This window comes from Chitinophaga jiangningensis (assembly GCF_900142605.1).
Classification (GTDB): Bacteria; Bacteroidota; Bacteroidia; order Chitinophagales; family Chitinophagaceae; genus Chitinophaga; species Chitinophaga jiangningensis.
The window spans coordinates 21,200-44,115 of sequence record NZ_FRBL01000013.1 but is presented as its reverse complement, the minus strand read 5'-3'; the positions used below and the strand labels follow the sequence as shown (position 1 = coordinate 44,115).

Genomic DNA, 22,916 nt, shown 5'->3' with positions numbered 1-22,916 from the left:
AAAATACTTAATTCCTGGTAATTCACCTGATAAAAACGAAAATTTCACAGCCCGTAGTATGACTACATGCCGCTGATTTCCTTTAATATCCGGAGCTCTTTCGGGTAGTAATTATTCATCCTGTTGGGCAGCATCTTCGCCCATCCAAGATTCATATCCTCGTAACGCATCAACGCCCATCCTTTCACATCCGTAGCTATTCCCGGATCTTCCTTCCGCAGATAAAGCAATGCTTCCTGTAAACTCAGGTTAACGCCTGGTATGTTGGCCGATACCAATGTGCTGGCCGCAAGCTGGTGATCAGGTATTAATTCCTTCTGTCCTAACTGTCCCGCTTTTACGCCTGCCTTGCGAATATACAACTGTTGCTGCAACAATGAAATATCTTTTGCTAAATTTTTTGGCAACACCAGCACCTCCTCCTGGTGAAGCAAATAATCATACTTCTCCGGATATGCAATCCAGTTAGCTAATTTCCCCGCTTCTTTTGCGGAGAGAAAAGTGTTCTTCTGCTCTTTCAACTTCCGCCCCGCTTCACCGGTCTTCTTCCTGAAACAGGCAATAAAAAACCCTTCGCCCGCCAGCAGATCCGGATAAAACCTATACCCGGCACTGTTATGCTCCGCCGAAAAAGCAGGCACAATATGCCAGCTCTCCTGCAGCGGTACCGGTATGTTCTCCAGCTCAAAATGCCCCAGCAGCCAGTCCATAATCTGCTCATCCTCCTCCCTGGAAAAAGAACAGGTAGAATATATCAATATACCCCCCTCTTTCAAAGCAGGCATTACATCCGCCAGAATACGCTGCTGCCGCTGACTACACAGTACCACATTTTCCGGCGACCACTCCGGTATCAACTCCGGCTCCCGCCTGAATAACCCGGATCCTGAACAAGGTGCATCTATCACCATCACATCAAAATATCCCGGCAAACGCGAAAAATCCCGCGGATCATTATTCGTCACCACCACATTGGCACTCCCCCACTTTGTCAGGTTATCAGCCAACACAGCGGCACGCGGCTTGATCACTTCATTGGCCACCAGCACACTGTCCTCGCTGATGAGCGATTGCAATAAAGTCGACTTCCCACCTGGAGCAGCACACAAGTCCAGCACACGTAAATCCTGACTCAGGTCCACCGCCGCCCGCAATGCCTGCTCCACAAACATCGAGGATGCCTCCTGCACATAATATGCGCCGGCATGAAAAAATGGATCAAAGGTAAAGGAAGGTCGCTGCGGCAGATAATACCCCTGTGAACTCCAGGGTACACGACTTACAGCGTTGGGCGACAAAGCCGCCAGCACCTGCTCCGCCTTGGCAGCATTCAGCTTATGTGGATTTAACCGCAGCGAGGTAATCTTATCTGCGGCGGTATGTACTCGCATAAAAGATTCCCTGTTGAAACCAGGCAATCCTTCCAGCGAATGGATAAGTTCTGATGGTAATGTATTAGACAACGAAATGTTTTTCGCAAAGGTAAATAAAACATTTGCGTCACCCCATTTTAAACCTGCTTTATTTCCGCTACCAGCTGCTGTAACACCTGTTTCGCATCGCCAAACAACATAGAGGTTTTAGGCTGAAAAAAGAGGTCGTTTTCAATACCGGCATAACCGGGTTTCATACTCCGTTTATTCACAATCACCACTTTTGCATGCTCCACTTCCAGGATGGGCATGCCATAGATTGGACTGGTAGCATCGGTTTTAGCCGCAGGATTCACCACATCATTTGCGCCTAACACCAGCACCGCATCTGTAGTGGGTAACTCCGCATTGGCCTCCTCCATCTCGAGGAGCTTGTCATACGATACATCTGCTTCTGCCAGCAACACATTCATATGCCCCGGCATACGCCCCGCCACAGGGTGAATCGCATACTTCACCTCTACTCCCTTCTCTTCCAGCAGCCGCTCCAGTTCATGGCACACATGCTGCGCCTGCGCCACCGCCAAACCATAACCGGGCACTATCATCACCTTGTTGGCATAAGCCAGCACCACAGCGGCATCCGACAATGAAATTTCCTTATAGGCACCCTGCTCTTTACCAGCCACTGCACCGGATTTGCTGCCACCAAATGAACCAATCAATACATTTTTCAGCGAACGATTCATCGCCTTACACATCAATATCGTCAGAATAGTACCAGCTGATCCCACGAGTATACCACCGGTAAGCATCACCGGATTATTGTACAGGAAGCCACCGAAAGCCGCTGCCACACCGGTAAAGGAGTTAAGCAACGATATCACCACCGGCATATCCGCCCCGCCTATCGGCAGCACAAACAATACCCCGTAAATCAGCGATACGATCAGCAATCCGTAAAAAAGTAAGTTAAAGCCGGTGGCTGAGCCCCCACCATGTGCCCATAGCGGATAAACGTCATTCACATGTATCAGCAGCGCCGCTGCCAGTATCACAATCACTCCCAGCACAATCATATTCACAATATGCTGCGCGGGAAAAGCAAAATCTTTCACCCGTCCATTCAGCTTACCCCAGGCAATCACACTACCGGCAAAGGATACAGCGCCAATGATCAAGCCCAGCAAAATAATCAGCAAGGTACCCCGATAATCCACCTTAAACATCTCCTGCAACAAATTCCGCTGCTCCATAAACTCACGGCTGCTGGTGCCCAGCTGCTCCATCATATCCCCCACCTGGTGGATTTTTATCATGGCCGCAGCGCCCGCCGATCCACTGTTACCCGCGAGATGACCAAACTCAATGATCGATATCAACGCGGCACAGGCACCACCCATACCGTTAAACATGCTTACCATCTCAGGCATAGCCGTCATCTTCACCCTTTTGGCGGCCATCACACCTATCACCGTACCAATAAGCAACCCCGCGAAAATCCAACCGTAATTATGCAGTTTCGCACCTTCCGACTCATACAAAAAGATGGTGCCAACAATCGCCAGCGCCATCCCTGCAGCCGCTACCAGATTACCTTTACGGGCAGTATCCGGTTTACTCAACATCTTTAACCCCAATATAAATGTAACAGAGCCGATCAGATAGATTATTGAAAGAATGCTGGACATATGGTATAGGTTTTATTTTTTTTCCTTCTTGTTTTTAAACATCTCCAGCATACGGTCCGTGACCACAAAGCCTCCCACCACATTCACCGTGCCCAGTATCACCGCCAGGAAACCCAGCACCAACGCCAGGTAATTGCCCGCTTCCGCCTTTCCCATCACAATGATAGCTCCGATTATCACCACCCCGTGTATGGCATTTGCCCCACTCATCAGCGGCGTATGCAATACAGAAGGCACGCGTGAAATCACTTCTATACCCAGAAAAATAGACAGGATCACAACATATATCATCTCTATATGCTGCTGAATGAATACGGATAGCTGCTCCATGGCTGTTGTTTTTAGTTGTTCCGGTGGAATTATAATACAGGAAAATAGGTTAACGGCTGCTTATGCAGGCTGCAGGAAACTTTTCACCCGCTGGTTTTTTATCTCCCCCTCATAAGTTATACAAGCACCTGCCACAATATCATCCTCAAAATTGAGCGACACAGCACCCTCCTTTGTCAATATCAACTTCAGGAAATTAAAGAGATTTTTGGCGTATAACTTACTGGCATCCGATGGCATATCCGCTGCCAGGTTAGAATTGCCAATAATCGTTACGCCTTTATAACTAACGGTTTCATTGTTCTTTGTTACCGCTGTATTTCCGCCGGTGGCCGCTGCCAGATCGATGATTACCGCGCCTGCACGCATGTTATCCAACATGCTATTCGTCACCAGGATCGGCGCACGCTTGCCGGGTATCTGTGCCGTTGAAATCACAATATCTGCCTTTGCAATACTTTCGCCTATACGCTGTTGCTGCTTCTGCTGATAGTCGGCCGACTGCTCCACAGCATATCCACCAGCCGCAGAGGCATCCGCAGCACCGTCCACTTCCACAAACTTGGCTCCCAAACTCATCACTTCCTCCTTCACCGCCGGGCGGGTATCAAATACTTCCACCACCGCTCCCAGCCTGCGAGCTGTAGCAATAGCCTGTAAACCCGCTACCCCGGCGCCCAGCACCAACACCTTCGCAGGTGCAATACTGCCGGCAGCGGTCATAAACATCGGAAAATAACGGCTATAGGTATACGCAGCCAGCAAAACAGCTTTGTAGCCGGCAATATTCGCCTGCGAACTCAGCACATCCATGCTCTGCGCACGTGTAGTACGGGGAATGGCATCCAGACTAAATGTAGTGATGTTTTTTGCGGCCCATTGTTCCACAGCCGGTAAATTGTAGAGAGGTTGTAAAGTGCCTGCCAGTATCCTGCCAGCCTTGATACCGGCCAGCGTTTCCTCATCTGGAGGATTTACGCAGCAGATCATATCTGCCTGCTCAAGAATCTGCGATAAGGTTGTAACCTGGGCACCCGCAGCTATATAAAGTTCGTCACTGTAAAACGCTTTGTCGCCTGCACCTTGCTCCACCCACACGGTTACCGACATCTGCTGCAATTGTTTCACTATTTCGGGGACTAGTGACACACGGGTTTCCCTGTTTTTTTCTTTTAAAATTCCTACAATCATCTGGTGGAAGTTTATAAGGAAATTTAAAGAAAAAAAGCTACAACTCAATAAATTTTCTATGATTAATTTTTTGCAATAGTAGTCGCCAGCGTGGCCGCATATTGCACCAGCGCAGGTACGGCTACCCCATGGAGATAATTACCTGCAATATGAATTCCCGCATGTGCAGCCTCGAATTGCTTCACCAACTCCCGAAGCCCGGCATGGCCCACATTCAGCTGGGGAATTGCATGCTTCCATACCTCGAAATGCTGCATTACCGGCGCCTCGCTTATACCCAGTATGGTACTGAGTTCAGCCAGGATATTTTGCTGTAACACAGCATGGCTGGTATCACGCAGGAGATGTTGTAGTCGCGCACCGCCGGTAAATACAGTCAGCAGCAACTTACCTTGTGGCGCCTTGGTAGGGAATATAGCGGCGTTACAGATAGCGCCCAGGAAATGTAAACGTTCTGCATTGGGCACCAGAAAGCCAAAGCCATCCACCGGATGGGCCACCGCCGCGGCATTATACCCTACATGCAGCACCCCCATTTCCGGATATTCCAGTTGTAGTAAACGAGCTGCCAGGCTGGCATCCAGCCCTTGCAGCATGGCTGCTGTGGTATAGGAAGGCGTAGTGAGTATCACTTGTGAAGCCTCCATCTGTGCCTGCTGGCCATTTTCTATAAAAGTTATGTGGTATTTGCCTTCGGCAGATGTAATACTGCTCACGGCACAATTGAGTCGTACGGGAACGACTAAACGGGCAGCCAACGCACTGGTGAGCATGGCATTGCCTCCGGACAAACTCACTATTTTCCTGCCTCCGAGCGCACCCTTCTCTTTCATCAAACCCTTGGTGATGCTGCCATAGGTACGTTCCCATTTAGGCAGCATAGGCAATACTTCCGCAATACTCAGCTTATCCGGATTACCGGCGTAAATACCGGAAAGCACCGGATCAAACACATACTCGGCAATTTCTGTGTTGAAACGCCGGCCAATAAACTCGCTCACACTCTCCTCCTCCTTTACCGGCGCTGATTTGCGGAAACGCTCGGTAAACAGCTTCCATTTGCTCGCACCGCTTAAATATTTTGAACCAATGATTTTAAAAGGATGGGGAGATACGGCATGTAACTGCTTATTCCTTACTAAAAACCTGTTTTTGCTGGCCGCGGAAGCCACCAGTATTTTATCACCCAAACCCAGCTCCTCCAGGTAATGCAGCATTTCCGGAGAAGCAGCAATGGAGTTAGGACCCGCATCCAGCTCAAATCCATCAATGTGTAGCGATTTCAGTACACCACCGCTACGGTCCGATGCTTCCATAATCACATACGGCACCTGTAGCTTTTGCAGTTCATAGGCAATACTCAGCCCGGAAATACCGGCGCCAACAATTAATACGGGTTGCTGTGGCATGAGGATCGGAATTATTTATTTTTCAATCAGCTGTGTGCAATACTTTACAATAGCATTTACCCACAGCGGATGTACGTTCAGGCATGGAATCATTTTGAAACTATCACCACCACTGCTCATGAAAGAATGCTTCCCTTCAACGGCAATCTCTTCCAGGGTTTCCAGGCAGTCAGACACAAAGGCCGGACACACTACCAGCAGCTTTTTCTTACCTTCCTTAGGCAGCTCTTCGAACCGTGCCGCCGTATATGGCTGTAACCATTCTTCCCGGCCGAGGCGCGATTGAAAAGACATTCCCCACTTCTCTTTAGGCAAACCCAATTTTTCAGCCACCAGCTCGGAGGTAATGGTAACCTGGTGCCGGTAGCAAAACTCATGGGCAGGTGATTTTACATGGCAACAATCGCTCACTTTCAGGCAATGCTTACCGGTGATATCCCCCTTGTGGATATGCCTTACAGGCACACCATGGTAGCTGAACAGCACGTAGTCATAGTCCTCCTGGAGATAAGGACGCATACTTTCCGCCACCGCATTGATGTAATCAGGTTCATCGTAATAAGGAGGAATTACGCTCAGCTTGAATTTATATTTCTTCTTACGATAGATCTCTTTGGCATATTCGGCCGCCGTTTCATAGGACGACATCGCATAATGCGGATATAAAGGCAGCAATATCACTTCTTTCAGCGATGGATTATCGGCCAGCAGTTTGTCGTAAGCCGCTTCAGGAGAAGGATTGCCGTAACGCATCATAATCTCCACCGGAATCTGCATATCGTTTTGTACCGCCTTCTGCAACTGCCTGGTAAGCACAATCAAAGGCGAACCTTCTTCCCACCAGATGGACTGATAAGCTTCGGCCGACTTAGGCGCGCGGTTGGGTACAATCACCCCGCCCACCAGCAGTTTGCGGAACAACCAGGGATAATCGATCACACGCTTGTCCATCAGGAACTCCATCAAATACCTCTTCACATCAGGTACTGCCGTTGAATCCGGCGATCCCAGATTCATCAAAACTATTCCTACTTCAGATTTATTGACCATGCTATTCTTTAAGATTGCGGCAAATTTAGCTTGTTTCTGGCATAAACAATCCAGCCACTTTGATAGAAAGTACTGACCTTTGCATAGATGAAACTGATAGGATGCGGTAATGTCATCTGTTTGTAATGATTATATCACCGAATTTTAAATATTTCGAAAGCCACGCATTACCTAACACACTGGCATATGGCGCCTGAGCAAAACCTGATAAAAATCATTTTTTCATCGTATTGATTACCAGTAGTAGAAATGACACACTAATGACAGCCTAAACCAATTGTTTGCAGCGTATGCCAGTATTTTTGCAGCCGGAAGCTTATACACGAACATGCAGGTCAGTCATTCAAAAGAAATAGCAAATTTTCATATCGTTGGGATCAACTATAAGAAAACAGACGCTGCTATCAGGGGATTATACGCCATCAATCCGGCCCAGTACCAACAACTCCTGGAGCATGCCAGGACTGTGCAATTAGACGATCTCTTTGTACTCTCCACTTGTAATAGAACAGAAATATACGGATTTGCCGCAAGCCCGGGGCAATTCATAGACTTGCTGTGTTCACAAACCAACGGCGACAGAGATCAACTCCTGGAAATGGCTTATACCAAATCCGGTGAAGAAGCGATCAAACATCTGTACCAGGTAGGAACAGGACTGGATAGCCAGATCCTTGGTGACTATGAAATCATCGGACAGATCAAGAATGCAGCGAAATTTGCAAAGAATGAAAAAGCACTGGGTAGCTTTCTCGAAAGATTAGTGAACAGTGTGTTGCAGGTTTCCAAACTCATAAAAACAGAAACAGGCCTCAGCGCTGGCACCGTATCCGTTGCCTTTGCAACCGTACGCATGCTGGAACGCATGGTACCTGATATCAGGGATAAAAAGATCGTATTGCTGGGTGTAGGTAAAATAGGCCGCAACACTACCAAAAATATGATCGACTACCTCGGTGTGAAAGAAGTGACACTCATCAATCGCACCCTCCTTGTAGCCGAAGAATTTGCCAGTCAACACGGACTCAAATACGCACCATACGAAAATATGCTGCCGGTGATCCATGACGCAGATGTGATTCTGGTGGCCTCCAATGCCCCGCATCCCACCCTGCTGGCTGAGCATTTACAAAACACTACGCCAAAGCTGGTCATAGATCTCTCTATACCTTTTAACGTAGACCCGGCTGTAGCTGAACTGGAGCATATCTCACTCGTAAACGTAGATGAACTTTCCAAGGTACAGGACGAAACCCTGCAAAACAGGCTGAGTGAAGTACCTAAAGCCATCGCCATCATCGGTGAGCACATGGAAGAGTTTCTCTACTGGTACAAAATGCGTAAGCACGCCGTTGTACTCAAAGCAGTAAAAGAAAAACTGCATGAAATACATATGCGCGAAATCCAGCAGCAAAAAAACGGTGCAGCCTATAACCTGGAAGATATTGAACAGGTATCAGGCCGCATCATTCAAAAAATGATCAACCTCATGGCAGGTAAAGTGCGCAAGGAAACCGACAAAAGCGACCTTTACATCTCCATGATCAATGATATTTTCGAGACAGGAGTTAACCAGGAATAACACAATGGATAAAGTTATCAGGATAGGCACAAGAGAAAGCCAGCTGGCACTATGGCAGGCGCACCAGGTAAATGATCTGCTGACCGCACAGGGATACAGAACTGAGCTGGTGCCCATTAAGAGTGAAGGCGATATTGACCTGGTTACACCCCTGTACGAAATTGGTGTACAGGGCATCTTCACAAAAAGCCTCGACATCGCGCTCCTCAGTGGCCGCATCGACATTGCCGTACACTCTTTCAAAGATGTACCCACACAATTACCACAAACTATCGTTACCGCTGCCATCCTCGAAAGAGGACCTGTAAAGGACCTGCTGGTGTATAAAACCAATACTGATTTTCTGAATCAGCCGGATTATATCGCCAACATCGCTACCAGCAGCGTGCGCCGCAAAGCGCAGTGGTTACGCAAATTCCCACATCATCAGCTGCATAACCTGCGCGGAAATGTAAACACACGCCTGCAGAAACTGGCCGCCGAAAACTGGGATGGCGCTATCTTCGCCGCCGCCGGACTGGAACGCATCAACGTACGTCCTGCTACTTCCATTGAGCTCGACTGGATGCTGCCCGCTCCTGCACAAGGCGCCGTGGTAGCCGTTTGCCGGGAAGATGATGAATTTTGCCTGAAAGCATGCGCCCCTTTTAATCACGCGCACACCGCTCTCTCCACACAAATAGAAAGAGAATTTTTACGTACACTCATGGGCGGTTGTACTACCCCTATCAGTGCCTACGCTTATATACAAAACGATACCGTTTTCTTCGAAGGCGAAATTTGCAGTCCCGATGGAACCAGCTTCTACAGCACATCCCGCCAGTCCGCCGTTGGTAACGCCGCCGGCATAGGCAAAGATGCAGCTGAAGAAATCCTGGCCAAAGGAGGCGCCGAAATTGTAGCACAGATAAGAAATGCCAAATGATCCTTACCGCATATTATGCACCAGACCAATCCCTGCATCACTCATCGCTGATGCAGCCGGCTATGGTATTGATATACAGGTAAAAGAATTCATTCAGATATCGCCGATTCCTGTTCCGGAATTACACCAGCACGTGTTCAGCGAAAATACCCCCATGGTATTTACCAGCGCACATGCGGTGAATATCCTCAAAGAAATGACAGGTACAGCGATCATCTCCAACAGCATCTGCTGTATCTCAGGAAACACCAGAACAGCCGCGGAGCAGGCATTTCCCCAGTCGCCAATTATCGCCGCAGCCCCTTATGGTATCGAACTGGCGCAAGCCATCATCCAACGTGGGAATATCAAAGCAGTGAATTTCTTTTGCGGCAACATCCACCGCAAAGAACTGCCGGAAGCCTTAACCAGCGCCGGTATTCGTGTGAATGAATTCGTGATTTACCGCAATGATCCCATGCCCGAAAAAGTTACCGGCCACTACAACGGCATCTTTTTCTTCAGCCCCAGCGCTGTAAACAGCTACTTTTCAGCCAACAGCATTCCCGCGGATACCGTATGCTTTGCCATCGGTACCACTACCGCCGCTGCCCTGAAAGAAGCTACCAACAACAAAATTATTATGAGCACCGACGTTGACGCCAACAGTATGGTGCAAACAGCTATAACTTACTTTAACAACAATAATATTTAGAATGAGCGCATTGAAGAATGACCTACTGCTGAAAGCCCTCAAAGGTGAAACCGTTTCCCGCACCCCGGTATGGATGATGCGTCAGGCCGGCCGCTATCTGCCTGATTACATCAAGCTGCGTGATAAATATTCCTTTTTCGAACGTTGCGAAAACCCGGAACTGGCCACCGAAATCACCGTAATGCCTGTTGACCAGGTAGGCGTGGATGCAGCCATCATCTTCTCCGATATCCTCGTGGTACCACAAGCCATGGGCATGGAAGTACAGCTGGTAGAAAAAGTTGGCCCGCTGTTACCACAGCCCATCAAAACCGCTGCGGACCTCTCCCGCCTCGTAGTGCCGGATGTGAACGAAAGACTCCACTACGTAATGGATGCGCTCAAACTTACCAAACAAACACTCGCAGGACGTGTGCCGCTCATCGGTTTCGCCGGTGCACCATGGACACTCCTCTGCTATATGGTACAAGGTAAAGGCTCCAAAACTTTTGACGAAGCCAAAGCCTTCTGCTACCAGCAACCTGCCGTAGCCCACCAGCTGCTGCAAATGATCACCGATACCACCATCGCTTACCTGAAAGCACAGGTAGCCGCAGGTGCCGACCTGGTACAGGTGTTCGACTCATGGGGAGGCCTGCTCAGCCCCGCTGATTTCGAAGCATTCTCTCTCACCTACATCCGCCAGATCGTAGCAGCCCTGAAGGACGTATGCCCTACCATTGTGTTTGCAAAAGGTGCCTGGTTTGCTTTGGAAGACATGGCCGCCACCGGTGCACATGGCCTCGGAATCGACTGGGCCATCAAACCAGCACTGGCACGCCAGTTTGCGGGCGACAACGTAACGCTCCAGGGTAACTTTGATCCGGCAAAACTGCTTTCTCCGATTCCTGAAATCGAAAAAGCAGTGAAGGAAATGCTCAAAGGCTTCAGCAGACAACGTTACATCGCTAACCTCGGCCATGGCATCCTCCCGAACGTTCCAGTAGATCACGCAAAAGCATTTGTTGAAACTGTAAAAGCACACGGCTAATTCATCATGAGCATCAAAAACGATTTCATCACCTTCATACACCAGCTGCAGGACGATATCTGCCTGGCCTTCGAACAAATCGACGGTAAGGCAAAATTCCGCGAAGACCGCTGGGAACGCCCCGGCGGCGGCGGCGGTAAGTCACGCGTGATTGCCGATGGTAACGTGTTTGAAAAAGGCGGTGTGAGCACCTCCATCGTTCATGGCGAATTACCGGAAGCAATGGCACAACAATTCGGCGTTACCAACAGCAACTTTATGGCCTGCGGTATCTCCCTCGTGATCCATCCCACCAACCCGTTTGTACCCACCGTACACGCCAACTTCAGGTATTTTGAACTGTATGACCAGGACGGAAACCTGAAAGACAGCTGGTTTGGCGGCGGTGCAGACCTCACTCCATATTACCTCGAAGAAAAAGACGGTGCACATTTTCACCAGACATTCAAAAATGCTTGTGATCCATTTGGCACCGAACTTTATCCGAAATATAAAAAGCATTGCGATGAATACTTTATCAACAAACATCGCAATAACGAAGCACGCGGCATAGGCGGTATCTTCTACGATTACCTGCGCCCCAATGCAGAGAAATCCGCTGAAACACTGTTTGCCTTCTCCAAAGCCAACGGAGAAGCCTTCCTGAAAGCCTACCTGCCTATCGTGGAAAAAACCATGCACCTGCCTTATACAGATGCACACCGCAGCTGGCAGGCGTATAGGCGTGGCCGTTATGTGGAGTTCAACCTGATACACGACAGAGGTACACTCTTTGGCCTGAAAACTAATGGTCGCACGGAATCCATCCTGATGAGCCTTCCGCCGGTAGCCCGTTGGGAATACGACTTCCATCCGCAGCCAGGCAGCCCGGAAGCCCAGCTGGTAGAGTATCTCAAGCCGAGAGAATGGGTAAAATAACTTTGGACAATTTTAAAATATTATAAGATGATCCGTAGAAACAGAATATTGAGAACTTCTCCCGCCATTCGCGCAATGGTTGCGGAAACAATCCTGACACCGAGCGACTTCATCGCTCCGTTATTTGTAACCGAAGGAGAAAATGTGAAGGAAGAGATCAGTTCAATGCCAGGTTATTTCCGCTACTCCCTCGACCTCACCATCAACGAAGCAAAAGAACTCTGGAGCTTAGGTATTAAAAGTGTTCTGCTATTTGTAAAAGCTGCTGACAGCGTAAAAGATAATAAAGGAACAGAAGCCGTTAATCCAAACGGATTAATGCAACGCGCTATCCGCGATATCAAAAATGCCATTCCTGAAATGGTAGTGATGACCGACGTAGCCCTGGATCCTTACTCCTCCTACGGTCATGACGGTATCGTGGAAGGAACCGAAATTGTAAATGATGCTACCGTGGAGGTACTGGCACGTATGAGTCTCAGCCATGCGCAAGCCGGTGCCGACTTCGTAGCACCCAGCGATATGATGGATGGCCGTATCCTGGCGATCCGTAACATCCTCGAAGCAAATGGTTTTGATAAAGTAGGCATCATGGCTTACAGCGCTAAATATGCGTCCTGCTTTTATGGTCCCTTCCGCGATGCACTGGACTCCGCACCAGGCTTCGGCGATAAGAAAACCTACCAGATGGATTACGCCAACTCCCGCGAAGCCATCCGTGAAACCCTCATGGATATAGAAGAAGGCGCCGACATCGTCATGGTAAAACCTGCCATGGCTTACATGGATATTATCCGCCTCATTAAAGACCGTACTACCGTTCCGGTGAGTGCCTATCACGTGAGCGGCGAATATGCCATGATCAAAGCAGCAGCGCAAAACGGCTGGCTCAACGAAGAAAAGGCAATCCTGGAAAGCTTAACCAGCCTGAAACGCGCCGGTGCGGATCTGATCGCTACCTACTTCGCTAAAGATGCTGTTAAACTGCTGCAACGATAAGGCAGACATATTATTTTTAATTAACTTGCATCCCGGTTGAAGATGCATTTTCCTCAAATCAAAATATTCACCGCATGTATAGCAGAAGCGAAAATCTTTTTGAGCAGGCGAAAAAAGTAATCCCCGGTGGGGTAAATTCTCCCGTGCGGGCATTCAAGAGCGTAGGTGGCACTCCTATCTTTATGGAGCGTGCACAGGGCGCCTATATGTACGATGTAGACGGTAACAAATACATTGATTATATCAACTCCTGGGGTCCCATGATCCTGGGGCATGCATACGAACCGGTAGTAAAAGCCATTCAGGACTACGCTACCCGTTCCACTTCCTTCGGGGCACCTACTGAATTGGAAATTACCATTGCAGAGCTGATCACCGGCATGGTACCTAATATTGATATGGTACGTATGGTAAACTCCGGTACAGAAGCCTGTATGACGGCTATCCGACTGGCCAGGGGCTATACCGGCAAAAACAAATTCATCAAATTTGAAGGTTGTTACCATGGCCATGCCGATGCATTTTTAGTAAGTGCAGGCAGCGGCGTGGCTACGCTCGGCATTCAGTCCATCCCTGGTGTAACCTCCACAGTGGCCCAGGATACACTTACCGCACCTTACAACAATCTGCCTGCTGTAGAGCAGCTGATTGCCGACAATCCGGATGAAATCGCAGCCATCATCGTGGAGCCCGTTGCGGGCAACATGGGATGTATCCTGCCACAGGCAGGCTTCCTGGAAGGTTTACGTGAGCTTTGCGACCAGCATAACATCCTGCTGATTTTTGATGAGGTGATGACAGGCTTCCGCCTTGCACGCGGTGGTGCACAGGAATTACTGGGAATCCGGGCAGATCTTGTTACCTTTGGCAAAATTATCGGCGGAGGTATGCCGGTAGGTGCAGTAGCAGGACCTAAGGAAATCATGGAAAATCTGGCGCCAGCAGGTAAAGTATACCAGGCAGGCACACTAAGTGGTAACCCTATCGCTATGATCGCTGGTTATACACTGCTCAAAACACTCAATGATAATCCGGTAATCTACCAACAGCTGGCCGACAAAGCCACTTACCTGGTACAAGGTTTACGCGAAGCATTCGGCGGCGCCGGTGTAGTACACCATATTAATCAGATCGGATCCATGCTCAGCGCTCATTTTGCCGAGTATCCAATCGTTGATTTTGCCTCCGCTTCTGCTGCCAATAACGAACTCTTTAAACGATTCTTCCACGCCATGCTGGAACGCGGTGTATACCTGCCTCCAAGTGCCTTCGAAAGCTGGTTCATGTGTAATACACTCACCACCGAAGACCTGGATGCTACTATCGCAGCCGCAAAATCAGCTATGCAGGCGATTAAATAGTTAACAATTCAATCCTGTGCAGAGTGGGTAAAACCGTTTCATACATGTATGAAGCGGTTTTTGTGTTTTTAGGGAGATGTTAATTTCTCATTTATAATAATTTATATTTTAATTCAAAAAATGCCACAGCTCAGCGTTTTAGCAAATCATTATTTATACATTCACTTGCCGCTCACCACATTAGCACTAAAAAATTAAGCATAACTTATTATTTTTGCACCGATGTTGAAGGTTCGCTATATACTATTTACCATACTCCTGCTGAGCATGCAGGTAGGTATTGGTATGCGCAGTTATGCGAGCCAGAAACACCAGCTTACACTGTTTCAGAAAATTGACCTGGCAGAAGCCCGCGAAGAATACTTCGAGGACCTTTTTGCCAACATGAAGCTGCATACAGATGTTGAAGAGGATGCGCCGGAATCCATTCATGCCACCAAAAGCAGGCGCAAAACAAAGTATTACCTCTCGGCTACCTCCCAGCAGTTCAGTGTTGCCAACCGTATCACCTATATTGACACTGCAGGTGAGCAGGAAAGCATTTACATCTCCCCGGTAAAAACCGGCAGATACTTACTGGGAAAGCCTTTTAAACCCGCTTACTACTCCTTCCTTTTCAGATTTACTCCATTTTGAGTACAGCAACACGCTTCGTTTAACCTTTATATTTTCCACATCTGCACGCCGTGATGAACGGTACTGCAAGACTATTTGCTGTATTTAAAAACTTTTACCGCCCAAACGGTACAATACTTTATTGTTATGCGTCAATACACAGGGATTTATACATCGCTGATCGCACTTTTTATGGCCGGTTGCGCCACAAAAGCTGAAAAGAAAGAAGATCTTAAAACATTACCGGTAGCTAAGCTTATTGCCAAAGACACTGTATTGCATCGCGCTTATGTAGCCGATATCCAGGCAGTTCAGAACGTGGAAATCCGCGCCCGTGTAAACGGGTTTCTCGATAAAATTTATGTAGATGAAGGGCAGGAAGTGAAGAAAGGTCAACTTTTATTTGGCATCAACGATGCAGAATACAGAGCAGAACTCTCCAGGGCAAAGGCCGCGCTCAGCAGCCTCACCGCTGAATCCAAGTCCGCCGCACTGGAACTGGAACGCGTGAAATTACTCACCGATAAAAAAGTAATCGCCGCCTCCGAACTGGAAGTGGCCACCGCTAAAGTAGCCGCCGCCAAAGCCAGAATTGAAGAAGCACAATCCGCCGTTGCCAACGCGGAAATGCGCCTCTCCTTTACCAGCATCCGCGCACCTTTCGATGGCATCATCGACCGTATCCCGCTGAAGAGCGGAAGCCTCATCACAGAAGGTACCCTCCTCACCACCGTTTCCGATAACCGCGAAGTTTATGCTTACTTCAACGTTTCCGAAACTGAATATCTGCATTACCAGAAAAACCTGGCCAATGGAACGGCACGCTCCAACCAGGTAGAACTCGAACTGGCAGATGGCAGCACCTATTCACAGCCAGGAAAAATCGAAACCATGGAAAGCGAGTTCGAGGAAAATACCGGCTCCATCGCCTTCCGCGCACGCTTCCCTAATCCATCAAAATTACTGAAACATGGCGCCAGCGGTAAAGTAAAACTCACCAGCGAAATGGATAGCGCAGTGATCATCCCGCAAAAAGCCGTTTTCGAAATGCAGGACAAAAACTATGTTTTTGTAGTAGACCAGTCAGGTATGGTGAAGATGAAAAACTTCATCCCTGAAACCAGATTCGCACACTTCTACATTGTACAGTCAGGCCTTAAGCCGGGCGACAAAATCGTAACCGAAGGGGTACGAAACATCCGCGATGGCATGCAGATCACACCAAGATCTGTAGCTATGGATAGCTTACTGAGTTTATAAAAATTCTGCATTACCGAAACTGACAATCCATGTTCTCGACATTTATAAAACGACCGGTGTTATCACTGGTCATATCTCTTATTATCACACTCGTAGGTTTGCTGGCACTGTTTACACTGCCGGTAACCCAGTTCCCCGATATCGTGCCGCCTTCGGTAACGGTAACGGCTAAATATACCGGCGCCAACGCCGAGGTATGTGCCAAAGCAGTAGCCACCCCGGTGGAACGCGCTATCAACGGGGTTCCCGGAATGACGTATATGTCGTCCGTATCCAGTAACGACGGTATCACCGTGATCCAGGTGTTTTTCCAGGTAGGAACAGACCCTGACCAGGCCGCCGTAAACGTGCAAAACCGTGTAGCTACCGTCATCGATGAGCTGCCGGAAGAAGTAATTAAAGCAGGGGTTACCACCGAAAAAGAGGTAAACTCCATGCTCCTCTACCTCAACATCATGAGTGAGGATACCACGCTCAACGAACAGTTCATCTACAACTTTGCCGACATCAACGTACTGCAGGAACTGAAACGTATCGACGGGGTGGGCCGCGCCGAAATCATGGGTGCAAAAGAATACGCCATGCGCGTGTGGCTCAAACCTGACCGCATGCTGGCTTACAACGTATCCGCCGATGAAGTGATCCAGGTGATCAGAAAACAGAATATCGAAGCTGCTCCTGGTAAAACCGGTGAAAGCTCCGATAAAAATCCGCACATGCTGCAGTACGTGCTGCGCTATACCGGTAAGTTCTTCGAACCCAGGGAATATGAAAACATCGTACTCCGCGCCGGTGCCGACGGTTCTGTGCTACACCTGAAAGATATCGCGGATGTGGAATTCGGCTCCCTCACCTACAGCATGGTGTCTAAAACCGATGGCAAGCCTTCCGCTTCCATCATGATCAAACAACGCCCCGGCTCCAATGCGCGTGATGTAATCACCGCCATCAAAGCCAAAATGGAAGAAATGAAGAACACTTCATTCCCTCCGGGCATGACCTATAACTTTAACTACGACGTATCCCGCTTCCTCGATGCCTCTATTCACGAGGTATTACGTACGCTCATAGAAGCGTTCCTGCTGGTATTTATCGTAGTGTTCATATTCCTGCAGGACTTCCGCTCCACGCTGATTCCGGCGCTGGCCGTGCCGGTAGCCCTGATTGGTACACTGGCATTTATGCAGATGATGGGCTTCTCCATCAACCTGCTCACGTTGTTTGCACTGGTACTGGCAATCGGTATTGTGGTGGATAACGCTATTGTGGTGGTGGAGGCCGTCCATGTAAAAATGAGCGAAGAACACCTCCCGCCAATGGAAGCCACACTTGCAGCCATGAAGGAAATCAGCGGCGCACTCGTAGCCATTACGCTGGTAATGTCCGCCGTGTTTGTACCGGTAGCATTCCTGTCAGGCCCTGTGGGCGTATTCTACCGGCAGTTCTCCCTCACGCTCGCCATCAGCATCGTGATCTCGGGTATCAACGCGGTAACGCTGACGCCTGCACTCTGTGCCATCATGCTGAAACACAATCCAAGTGCGCCAGCCAGCAAAAACCTGCTGCAGCGCTTCTTCCGGGGCTTCAACAAAGCATATAACGGTACCGAAAATAAATATGCGGCACTGATTAAAAAGTTTGCCGGCCGAAGGTTAGTAACCCTGGCAGCGCTGATTTTCTTTTTTGTGGCTACCTGGGGCGTAAGCGCCATCCTGCCTTCCGGCTTCATTCCTACGGAAGATCAGGGTATGATCTATGTAAACGTGACCACGCCTCCGGGCGCAACAGTAGAGCGTACAGAAGAAGTGCTCGACCAGGTGCAGGCCATTGCCGCACAATCCAAAGAAGTGGAATCCGTTTCTACCCTCGCCGGTTATAGCCTGCTCAACGAGGTGGCCGGTGCCTCCTATGGTATGGGCATGGTGAACCTGAAAGCCTGGGAAGACCGCGAGGCTTCTGTACAGGATATCATTGAACGACTGCAAAAACAAACCGCTGATATCGGTGATGCACAAATCGAATTCTTCCCGCCGCCAACCGTTCCCGGTTTTGGTAACAGCTCTGGTTTTGAGTTGAGGGTATTGGATAAAACTGGTGCGGGAGATATCAAACAAACCGCTGACGTTACCGACAAGTTCATCGCAGCGCTGAAGCAGCGAAAAGAGATAGGGAGCGCCTTCACCAGCTTTGATGCCAGCTTCCCGCAGTATATGATCCATGTGGATCAGGCTATGGCTGCTAAAAAAGGTGTAAGCATCGACAATGCAATGAGTAATCTGCAAACCCTGATGGGTAGCTACTATGCGTCTAACTTCATTCGCTTTGGGCAGATGTATAAAGTGATGGTACAAGCCGATCCGCGCTACCGCGGAAAACCGGAAGACCTGCTCTCTCTCTATGTAAAAAACGACCAGGGAGAACAGGTATCCTATGCCGACTTCATCAAACTGGAACGCGTATACGGACCTGATCAGCTTACCCGCTACAACATGTATACCGCCGCCATGATCAATGGTGATGCCGCGCCAGGATTCAGCTCCAGTCAGGCTATTGCCGCCGTGGAAGAAGTGGCTAAGAAAGAACTGCCACGTGGTTATAGCTATGAATGGAGTGGTATGACGAGGGAGCAAATCCTTTCGGGTAACCAGGCGATTTACATTTTCGCACTCTGCCTGGTATTCGTATACCTGCTGCTGGCCGCTCAGTACGAGAGCTTCCTGCTCCCGCTGCCGGTAATCCTGTCGCTGCCGGCCGGTATTTTCGGCGCCTTCCTCAGCCTGAAGTTAATGGGCCTGGAAAATAACATCTATGCACAGGTAGCGCTGGTAATGCTGATTGGCCTGCTGGGTAAAAACGCCATCCTCATCGTAGAGTTCGCGATCCTGAAAAACAAGCATGGAGCCAGCATCCTGGAATCTGCTATCACAGGTGCCGTGTCCAGGTTACGTCCTATCCTGATGACCTCCTTCGCATTTATCGCCGGCCTGATACCGCTCTGTATCGCCAGTGGTGCGGGCGCCATGGGTAACAGATCCATTGGTACCGCTGCAGCAGGCGGCATGCTCATAGGAACCATTTTCGGGGTGCTGGTAATACCAGGACTCTACGTACTCTTTGCCTCCATGACGCGTAAAAAGCAAGGCGTGGAACTAAATAATTATACGAATGAATAAGCAATCACTTCATATACGTAAAGGACTATACGTACTGGCACTCGCAACGGGTGTCAGTGCGTGCAGCGTGCCTAAACAAATTACTACTCCCCCACCGGTGGCCTTACCTGAAACTACGGTAACGGATACACTGGATATTAAAAGCTTTGCGCAGGTATTTAATGATCCGTATCTGAAATCACTGATCGATACCGCACTGGCTGCTAACTTCGACCTGCAGGCCGCATCACAACGCGTAATCGTGGCACAGTCGCAGCTACGCATGGCTAAAAATGCCTGGCTCCCCACCGTGAATGGTGTGATCAGCGCCGGTGCCGACCGATATGGCGACTACACCCTCAACGGTGTAGGTAACTACGATACGAATCTGTCGCCCAACATTGATAAAGACCAGAAAATACCTACCCGCCCTACGCCGGAGTTCTTCGTGGGCTTCCGCAGCAGCTGGGAAATTGACCTCTGGGGAAAAATCAGGGCACAGAAAGATGCCTCGCTCAACCGTTACTTTGCAAGTACAGAAGGCCGCCGCCTCCTGAGTACGCAGGTGGTGGCAGGTGTGGCTACCATGTATTACGACCTCGTGGCACTTGACCACGAACTCAAAATCATTCACCGTAACATCGGACTGCAGGAAGCAGCGGTAGCCACCGTAGAAGTGCAGAAAGCCGGCGGACGCGCTACAGAGCTGGCAGTACAGCAATTTAAAGCCCAGCTGCTGAGCACGAAAGCCATGGAGAACAATGTGAAACAGCAGATTACCGCTACCGAAAATCAGCTGAATGCATTGCTGGGCAGGCTCCCGCAGCATATACAGCGCTCCGCGGACACCACCAACATCATTCCTCCTGCCATCGCTAAAGGTATACCAGTAACTACCTTGCTGCGCAGACCCGACATCCAGCAGGCGGAAATGAACCTGGCGGCCACCAAAGCGGATGTAAAAGCCGCCAGGGCAGCCTTCTTTCCTTCGCTGACAGTAACGCCATATGCGGGTTTCAACTCCTTTAAAGCGGGATTATTATTTCAGCCTGCTTCTATAGCCTGGGGCGCATTAGGTGGCCTCACCACGCCGATATTTAACCAGAAGCAACTCCAATCGCAGTTCAATATCAGCAAGGCAGAAGCAATGACAGCCTTCTACCGTTACCAGCAGGCGATTGTAGATGGCTATGCAGAAGTATCATCCGTAATCAGTAAAGTGGAAAACGAACAGGCTACCTGGCAGCTGAAAAGCCAGGAGGTGGCCGTGCTACGTGATGCCGTATCTACTTCCAACCTGTTATTTACCACCGGATATGCTAACTACCTGGAGGTAATTACCGCACAAAAAAGCGTGCTGGAAGCGGAACTAACGCTGGTGACTACACGCAGAAATGTATACCAGGGTATGATCACCCTGTACCGTTCATTGGGAGGGAATTAATATTTTTTAAATACAGCAAACAGGGGCTGGTCCGTAAGTAAATTTTACTTTTCGGCCAGCCCTAATTTTTTGTTGATTTCATTGCTAACTTTGGGCGTACAAACACTCGCAGCAATACCATGCAAATCCTCCCCTCTCCTGCCGTCAGGCATTGCATCCGGCACTACCTGTTTATCAAACCGGGAGAGGCCAGCCATTGCAGGTTGTTTGCGGATGGTAACCCTGCTATAGTATTCTCTGATGCATTGTTAATCAATCAGCACCAACAGCTGTCAGGATCGTTTCTGTACGGGCAGATTTCAGCCTTCCAGGACCTGTATTGTCAACAGGCTGCCGGTATAATGGTAGTGGTTTTACAGCCAACCGGCCTGCAACAACTTTTCAGGCTGCCAGCTATCCACGTGCAGCAGCTCATACTTCCACTCCACGACGTATTGCCCAACTCCCGGCAACTGGATGAGCAAATCTTTCATACCACCACCTGCCAGGAGAAAATAATTGCTTTCGAAAACTTTATACGCCAGCAAATCAATCCGGAGATAGAGCAAACTATAACCCGGCTGGTTCAATTTATCACTCAGGCGCAGGGGCAGGTTAGCCTTCAACAACTCACTTACCTCACTGGCTGGAATGAACGAAAGCTGGAACGGCATTTTGATGCCAAAATAGGCCTTAGCCCAAAAAAGTTCTGTGACATCCTCAAATTACAATCCTTTATCAGGCAGATAAAGCATAACAATAGTCTTACTGCCGCCAGTTACGAGGCGGGGTATAGCGACCAACCCCATCTCATTAAAACTTTTAAAAAATATACCGGCCTTACGCCTTCCCAATACCTGGCTGCATCCCGATTAGCGGTTAATTTCATTGCCTTGGATAAGTGAAATGTCGGAAATGTACATTTTTTAGTAGTGCAGGGCCACTAGCTTTGGAGGATGGAAAAGTTGAAAATCGCCTCCGCACAATTTGAAAATAAAAGCGGTGATAAATCCTATAATCTTTCGAAGATTGACCAGCTGGCAGCAAAAGCGGCCGCTGAAGGCGCCCAGGTAATCGCCTTTCATGAGTGCTCCGTTACCGGCTATACGTTTGCCAGGAAACTTACGAAAACTCAAATGATCGAACTGGCAGAACATATACCTGACGGGCCCAGTGTGCAGGAACTGATACGCATTGCCGCTAAGCATAGCATCACCTTACTTGCCGGCCTTTTTGAAAAAGATCAGGACGACCATCTCTATAAAGCCTATGTATGTGTAGATAAATCAGGCCTGATAGCTAAATACCGCAAGCTGCATCCTTTTATCAATCCACATCTGACGCCTGGAAACAGTTACTGTATTTTTGAAATCCATGGCTGGAAATGTGGCATCCTCATTTGTTACGATAATAATATCATTGAAAACGTGAGAGCTACCAAACTGCTGGGGGCCGACATTATTTTCATGCCGCATGTGACCATGTGCACACCCAGTACGAGGCCCGGTGCCGGTTTTGTAGCACCGCAGCTATGGGAAAACCGGGAAAATGATCCCACCTCCGTGCGACTGGAGTTTGAAGGCATGAAGGGGCGCGACTGGCTGATGAAGTGGCTGCCGGCACGTGCATACGATAATGCCGCTTATGTGGTGTTTTCAAATCCGATTGGTATGGACGATGACCAGTTGAAGAATGGTTGTGCCATGATTCTTGACCCTTTCGGGGATATCCTGGATGAATGTAAAAAACTGGATGAAGATATTGCCATTGCAGTGGCAACGCCAGAAAAGCTGACGCAGGCCGGAGGCTACCGATACATGCAGGCCAGGCGGCCTGAATTATATAAAGATATTCTGGGGCAGGCGCATACATCGAACCAGCAGGTAGTGTGGTTAAAATAAAAGGCCGGCCAG

Annotated in this window: 19 protein-coding genes; 13 read left to right on the top strand and 6 right to left on the bottom strand. The window is 49.0% G+C overall.

Going from position 1 to position 22,916, the window contains the following annotated elements; translation table 11 throughout:
* Window positions 1–62: 62 nt before the first annotated feature.
* The 6 genes from BUB18_RS27290 to hemH all read right to left on the bottom strand — a co-directional run bounded on the left by BUB18_RS27290 (window position 63) and on the right by hemH (window position 7,044).
* The gene (locus BUB18_RS27290) at window positions 63–1,463 is read right to left on the bottom strand and encodes a methyltransferase RsmF C-terminal domain-like protein (protein ID WP_073087295.1); all 1,401 of its coding nucleotides are present in this window, start codon (window positions 1,461–1,463) and stop codon (window positions 63–65) included.
* A 47-nt stretch (window positions 1,464–1,510) separates the two neighbouring features.
* Complete coding sequence (locus BUB18_RS27285; protein ID WP_073087293.1) at window positions 1,511–3,064, bottom strand: NAD(P)(+) transhydrogenase (Re/Si-specific) subunit beta; 1,554 nt, start codon at window positions 3,062–3,064, stop codon at window positions 1,511–1,513.
* Window positions 3,065–3,076: 12 nt separating this feature from the next.
* Window positions 3,077–3,394, bottom strand: coding sequence for an NAD(P) transhydrogenase subunit alpha part 2 (locus BUB18_RS27280; protein WP_073087291.1), 318 nt, complete (start codon window positions 3,392–3,394; stop codon window positions 3,077–3,079).
* A gap of 60 nt (window positions 3,395–3,454) precedes the next feature.
* Window positions 3,455–4,585 (bottom strand): Re/Si-specific NAD(P)(+) transhydrogenase subunit alpha, encoded by a 1,131-nt coding sequence (locus BUB18_RS27275; protein ID WP_073087289.1) that lies wholly within the window; start codon window positions 4,583–4,585, stop codon window positions 3,455–3,457.
* Window positions 4,586–4,647: 62 nt separating this feature from the next.
* Window positions 4,648–5,994, bottom strand: coding sequence for a protoporphyrinogen oxidase (hemG, locus tag BUB18_RS27270; RefSeq protein ID WP_073087287.1), 1,347 nt, complete (start codon window positions 5,992–5,994; stop codon window positions 4,648–4,650).
* Between the two features lie 15 nt (window positions 5,995–6,009).
* Entirely contained in the window at window positions 6,010–7,044 is a 1,035-nt protein-coding gene (gene hemH, locus BUB18_RS27265) for a ferrochelatase (protein WP_073087285.1), read from the bottom strand.
* A 328-nt stretch (window positions 7,045–7,372) separates the two neighbouring features.
* On the opposite strand from hemH, the gene hemA reads away from it, so the two are divergent.
* From hemA to BUB18_RS27200, 13 genes are all read left to right on the top strand, one after another.
* Window positions 7,373–8,626: a glutamyl-tRNA reductase gene (gene hemA / locus BUB18_RS27260; protein WP_073087419.1), complete on the top strand. Its 1,254-nt coding sequence runs from the start codon at window positions 7,373–7,375 to the stop codon at window positions 8,624–8,626.
* 4 nt (window positions 8,627–8,630) lie between these two features.
* On the top strand, window positions 8,631–9,551 hold the full coding sequence (hemC, locus tag BUB18_RS27255; protein WP_073087283.1) for a hydroxymethylbilane synthase: 921 nt from the start codon (window positions 8,631–8,633) through the stop codon (window positions 9,549–9,551).
* A complete protein-coding gene (locus BUB18_RS27250; protein ID WP_073087281.1) occupies window positions 9,541–10,245 on the top strand; it encodes a uroporphyrinogen-III synthase in 705 nt (234 codons plus the stop codon). Before hemC ends, BUB18_RS27250 begins: the two co-directional genes overlap by 11 nt.
* Before the next feature lies 1 nt (window position 10,246).
* Entirely contained in the window at window positions 10,247–11,275 is a 1,029-nt protein-coding gene (gene hemE / locus BUB18_RS27245; protein ID WP_073087279.1) for a uroporphyrinogen decarboxylase, read from the top strand.
* Window positions 11,276–11,281: 6 nt separating this feature from the next.
* Window positions 11,282–12,193, top strand: coding sequence for an oxygen-dependent coproporphyrinogen oxidase (hemF, locus tag BUB18_RS27240; protein WP_073087277.1), 912 nt, complete (start codon window positions 11,282–11,284; stop codon window positions 12,191–12,193).
* Window positions 12,194–12,220: 27 nt separating this feature from the next.
* A complete protein-coding gene (hemB, locus tag BUB18_RS27235) occupies window positions 12,221–13,192 on the top strand; it encodes a porphobilinogen synthase (protein WP_073087275.1) in 972 nt (323 codons plus the stop codon).
* Between the two features lie 74 nt (window positions 13,193–13,266).
* Window positions 13,267–14,553, top strand: coding sequence for a glutamate-1-semialdehyde 2,1-aminomutase (gene hemL, locus BUB18_RS27230; RefSeq protein ID WP_073087273.1), 1,287 nt, complete (start codon window positions 13,267–13,269; stop codon window positions 14,551–14,553).
* A gap of 222 nt (window positions 14,554–14,775) precedes the next feature.
* Window positions 14,776–15,189 (top strand): hypothetical protein, encoded by a 414-nt coding sequence (locus BUB18_RS27225; protein ID WP_073087271.1) that lies wholly within the window; start codon window positions 14,776–14,778, stop codon window positions 15,187–15,189.
* Between the two features lie 126 nt (window positions 15,190–15,315).
* Window positions 15,316–16,428: an efflux RND transporter periplasmic adaptor subunit gene (locus BUB18_RS27220; RefSeq protein WP_073087269.1), complete on the top strand. Its 1,113-nt coding sequence runs from the start codon at window positions 15,316–15,318 to the stop codon at window positions 16,426–16,428.
* A 29-nt stretch (window positions 16,429–16,457) separates the two neighbouring features.
* Window positions 16,458–19,601: an efflux RND transporter permease subunit gene (locus BUB18_RS27215; RefSeq protein ID WP_073087267.1), complete on the top strand. Its 3,144-nt coding sequence runs from the start codon at window positions 16,458–16,460 to the stop codon at window positions 19,599–19,601.
* Window positions 19,594–21,024 carry a TolC family protein gene (locus tag BUB18_RS27210; protein WP_073087265.1) on the top strand — a complete coding sequence of 477 codons (1,431 nt, stop codon included), beginning with the start codon at window positions 19,594–19,596 and terminating at the stop codon, window positions 21,022–21,024. The genes BUB18_RS27215 and BUB18_RS27210 overlap by 8 nt, the downstream gene beginning before the upstream one ends.
* Before the next feature lie 119 nt (window positions 21,025–21,143).
* Entirely contained in the window at window positions 21,144–21,908 is a 765-nt protein-coding gene (locus BUB18_RS27205; RefSeq protein ID WP_083550906.1) for a helix-turn-helix domain-containing protein, read from the top strand.
* Window positions 21,909–21,959: 51 nt separating this feature from the next.
* Complete coding sequence (locus BUB18_RS27200; protein ID WP_073087261.1) at window positions 21,960–22,904, top strand: nitrilase family protein; 945 nt, start codon at window positions 21,960–21,962, stop codon at window positions 22,902–22,904.
* Window positions 22,905–22,916: the final 12 nt, after the last annotated feature.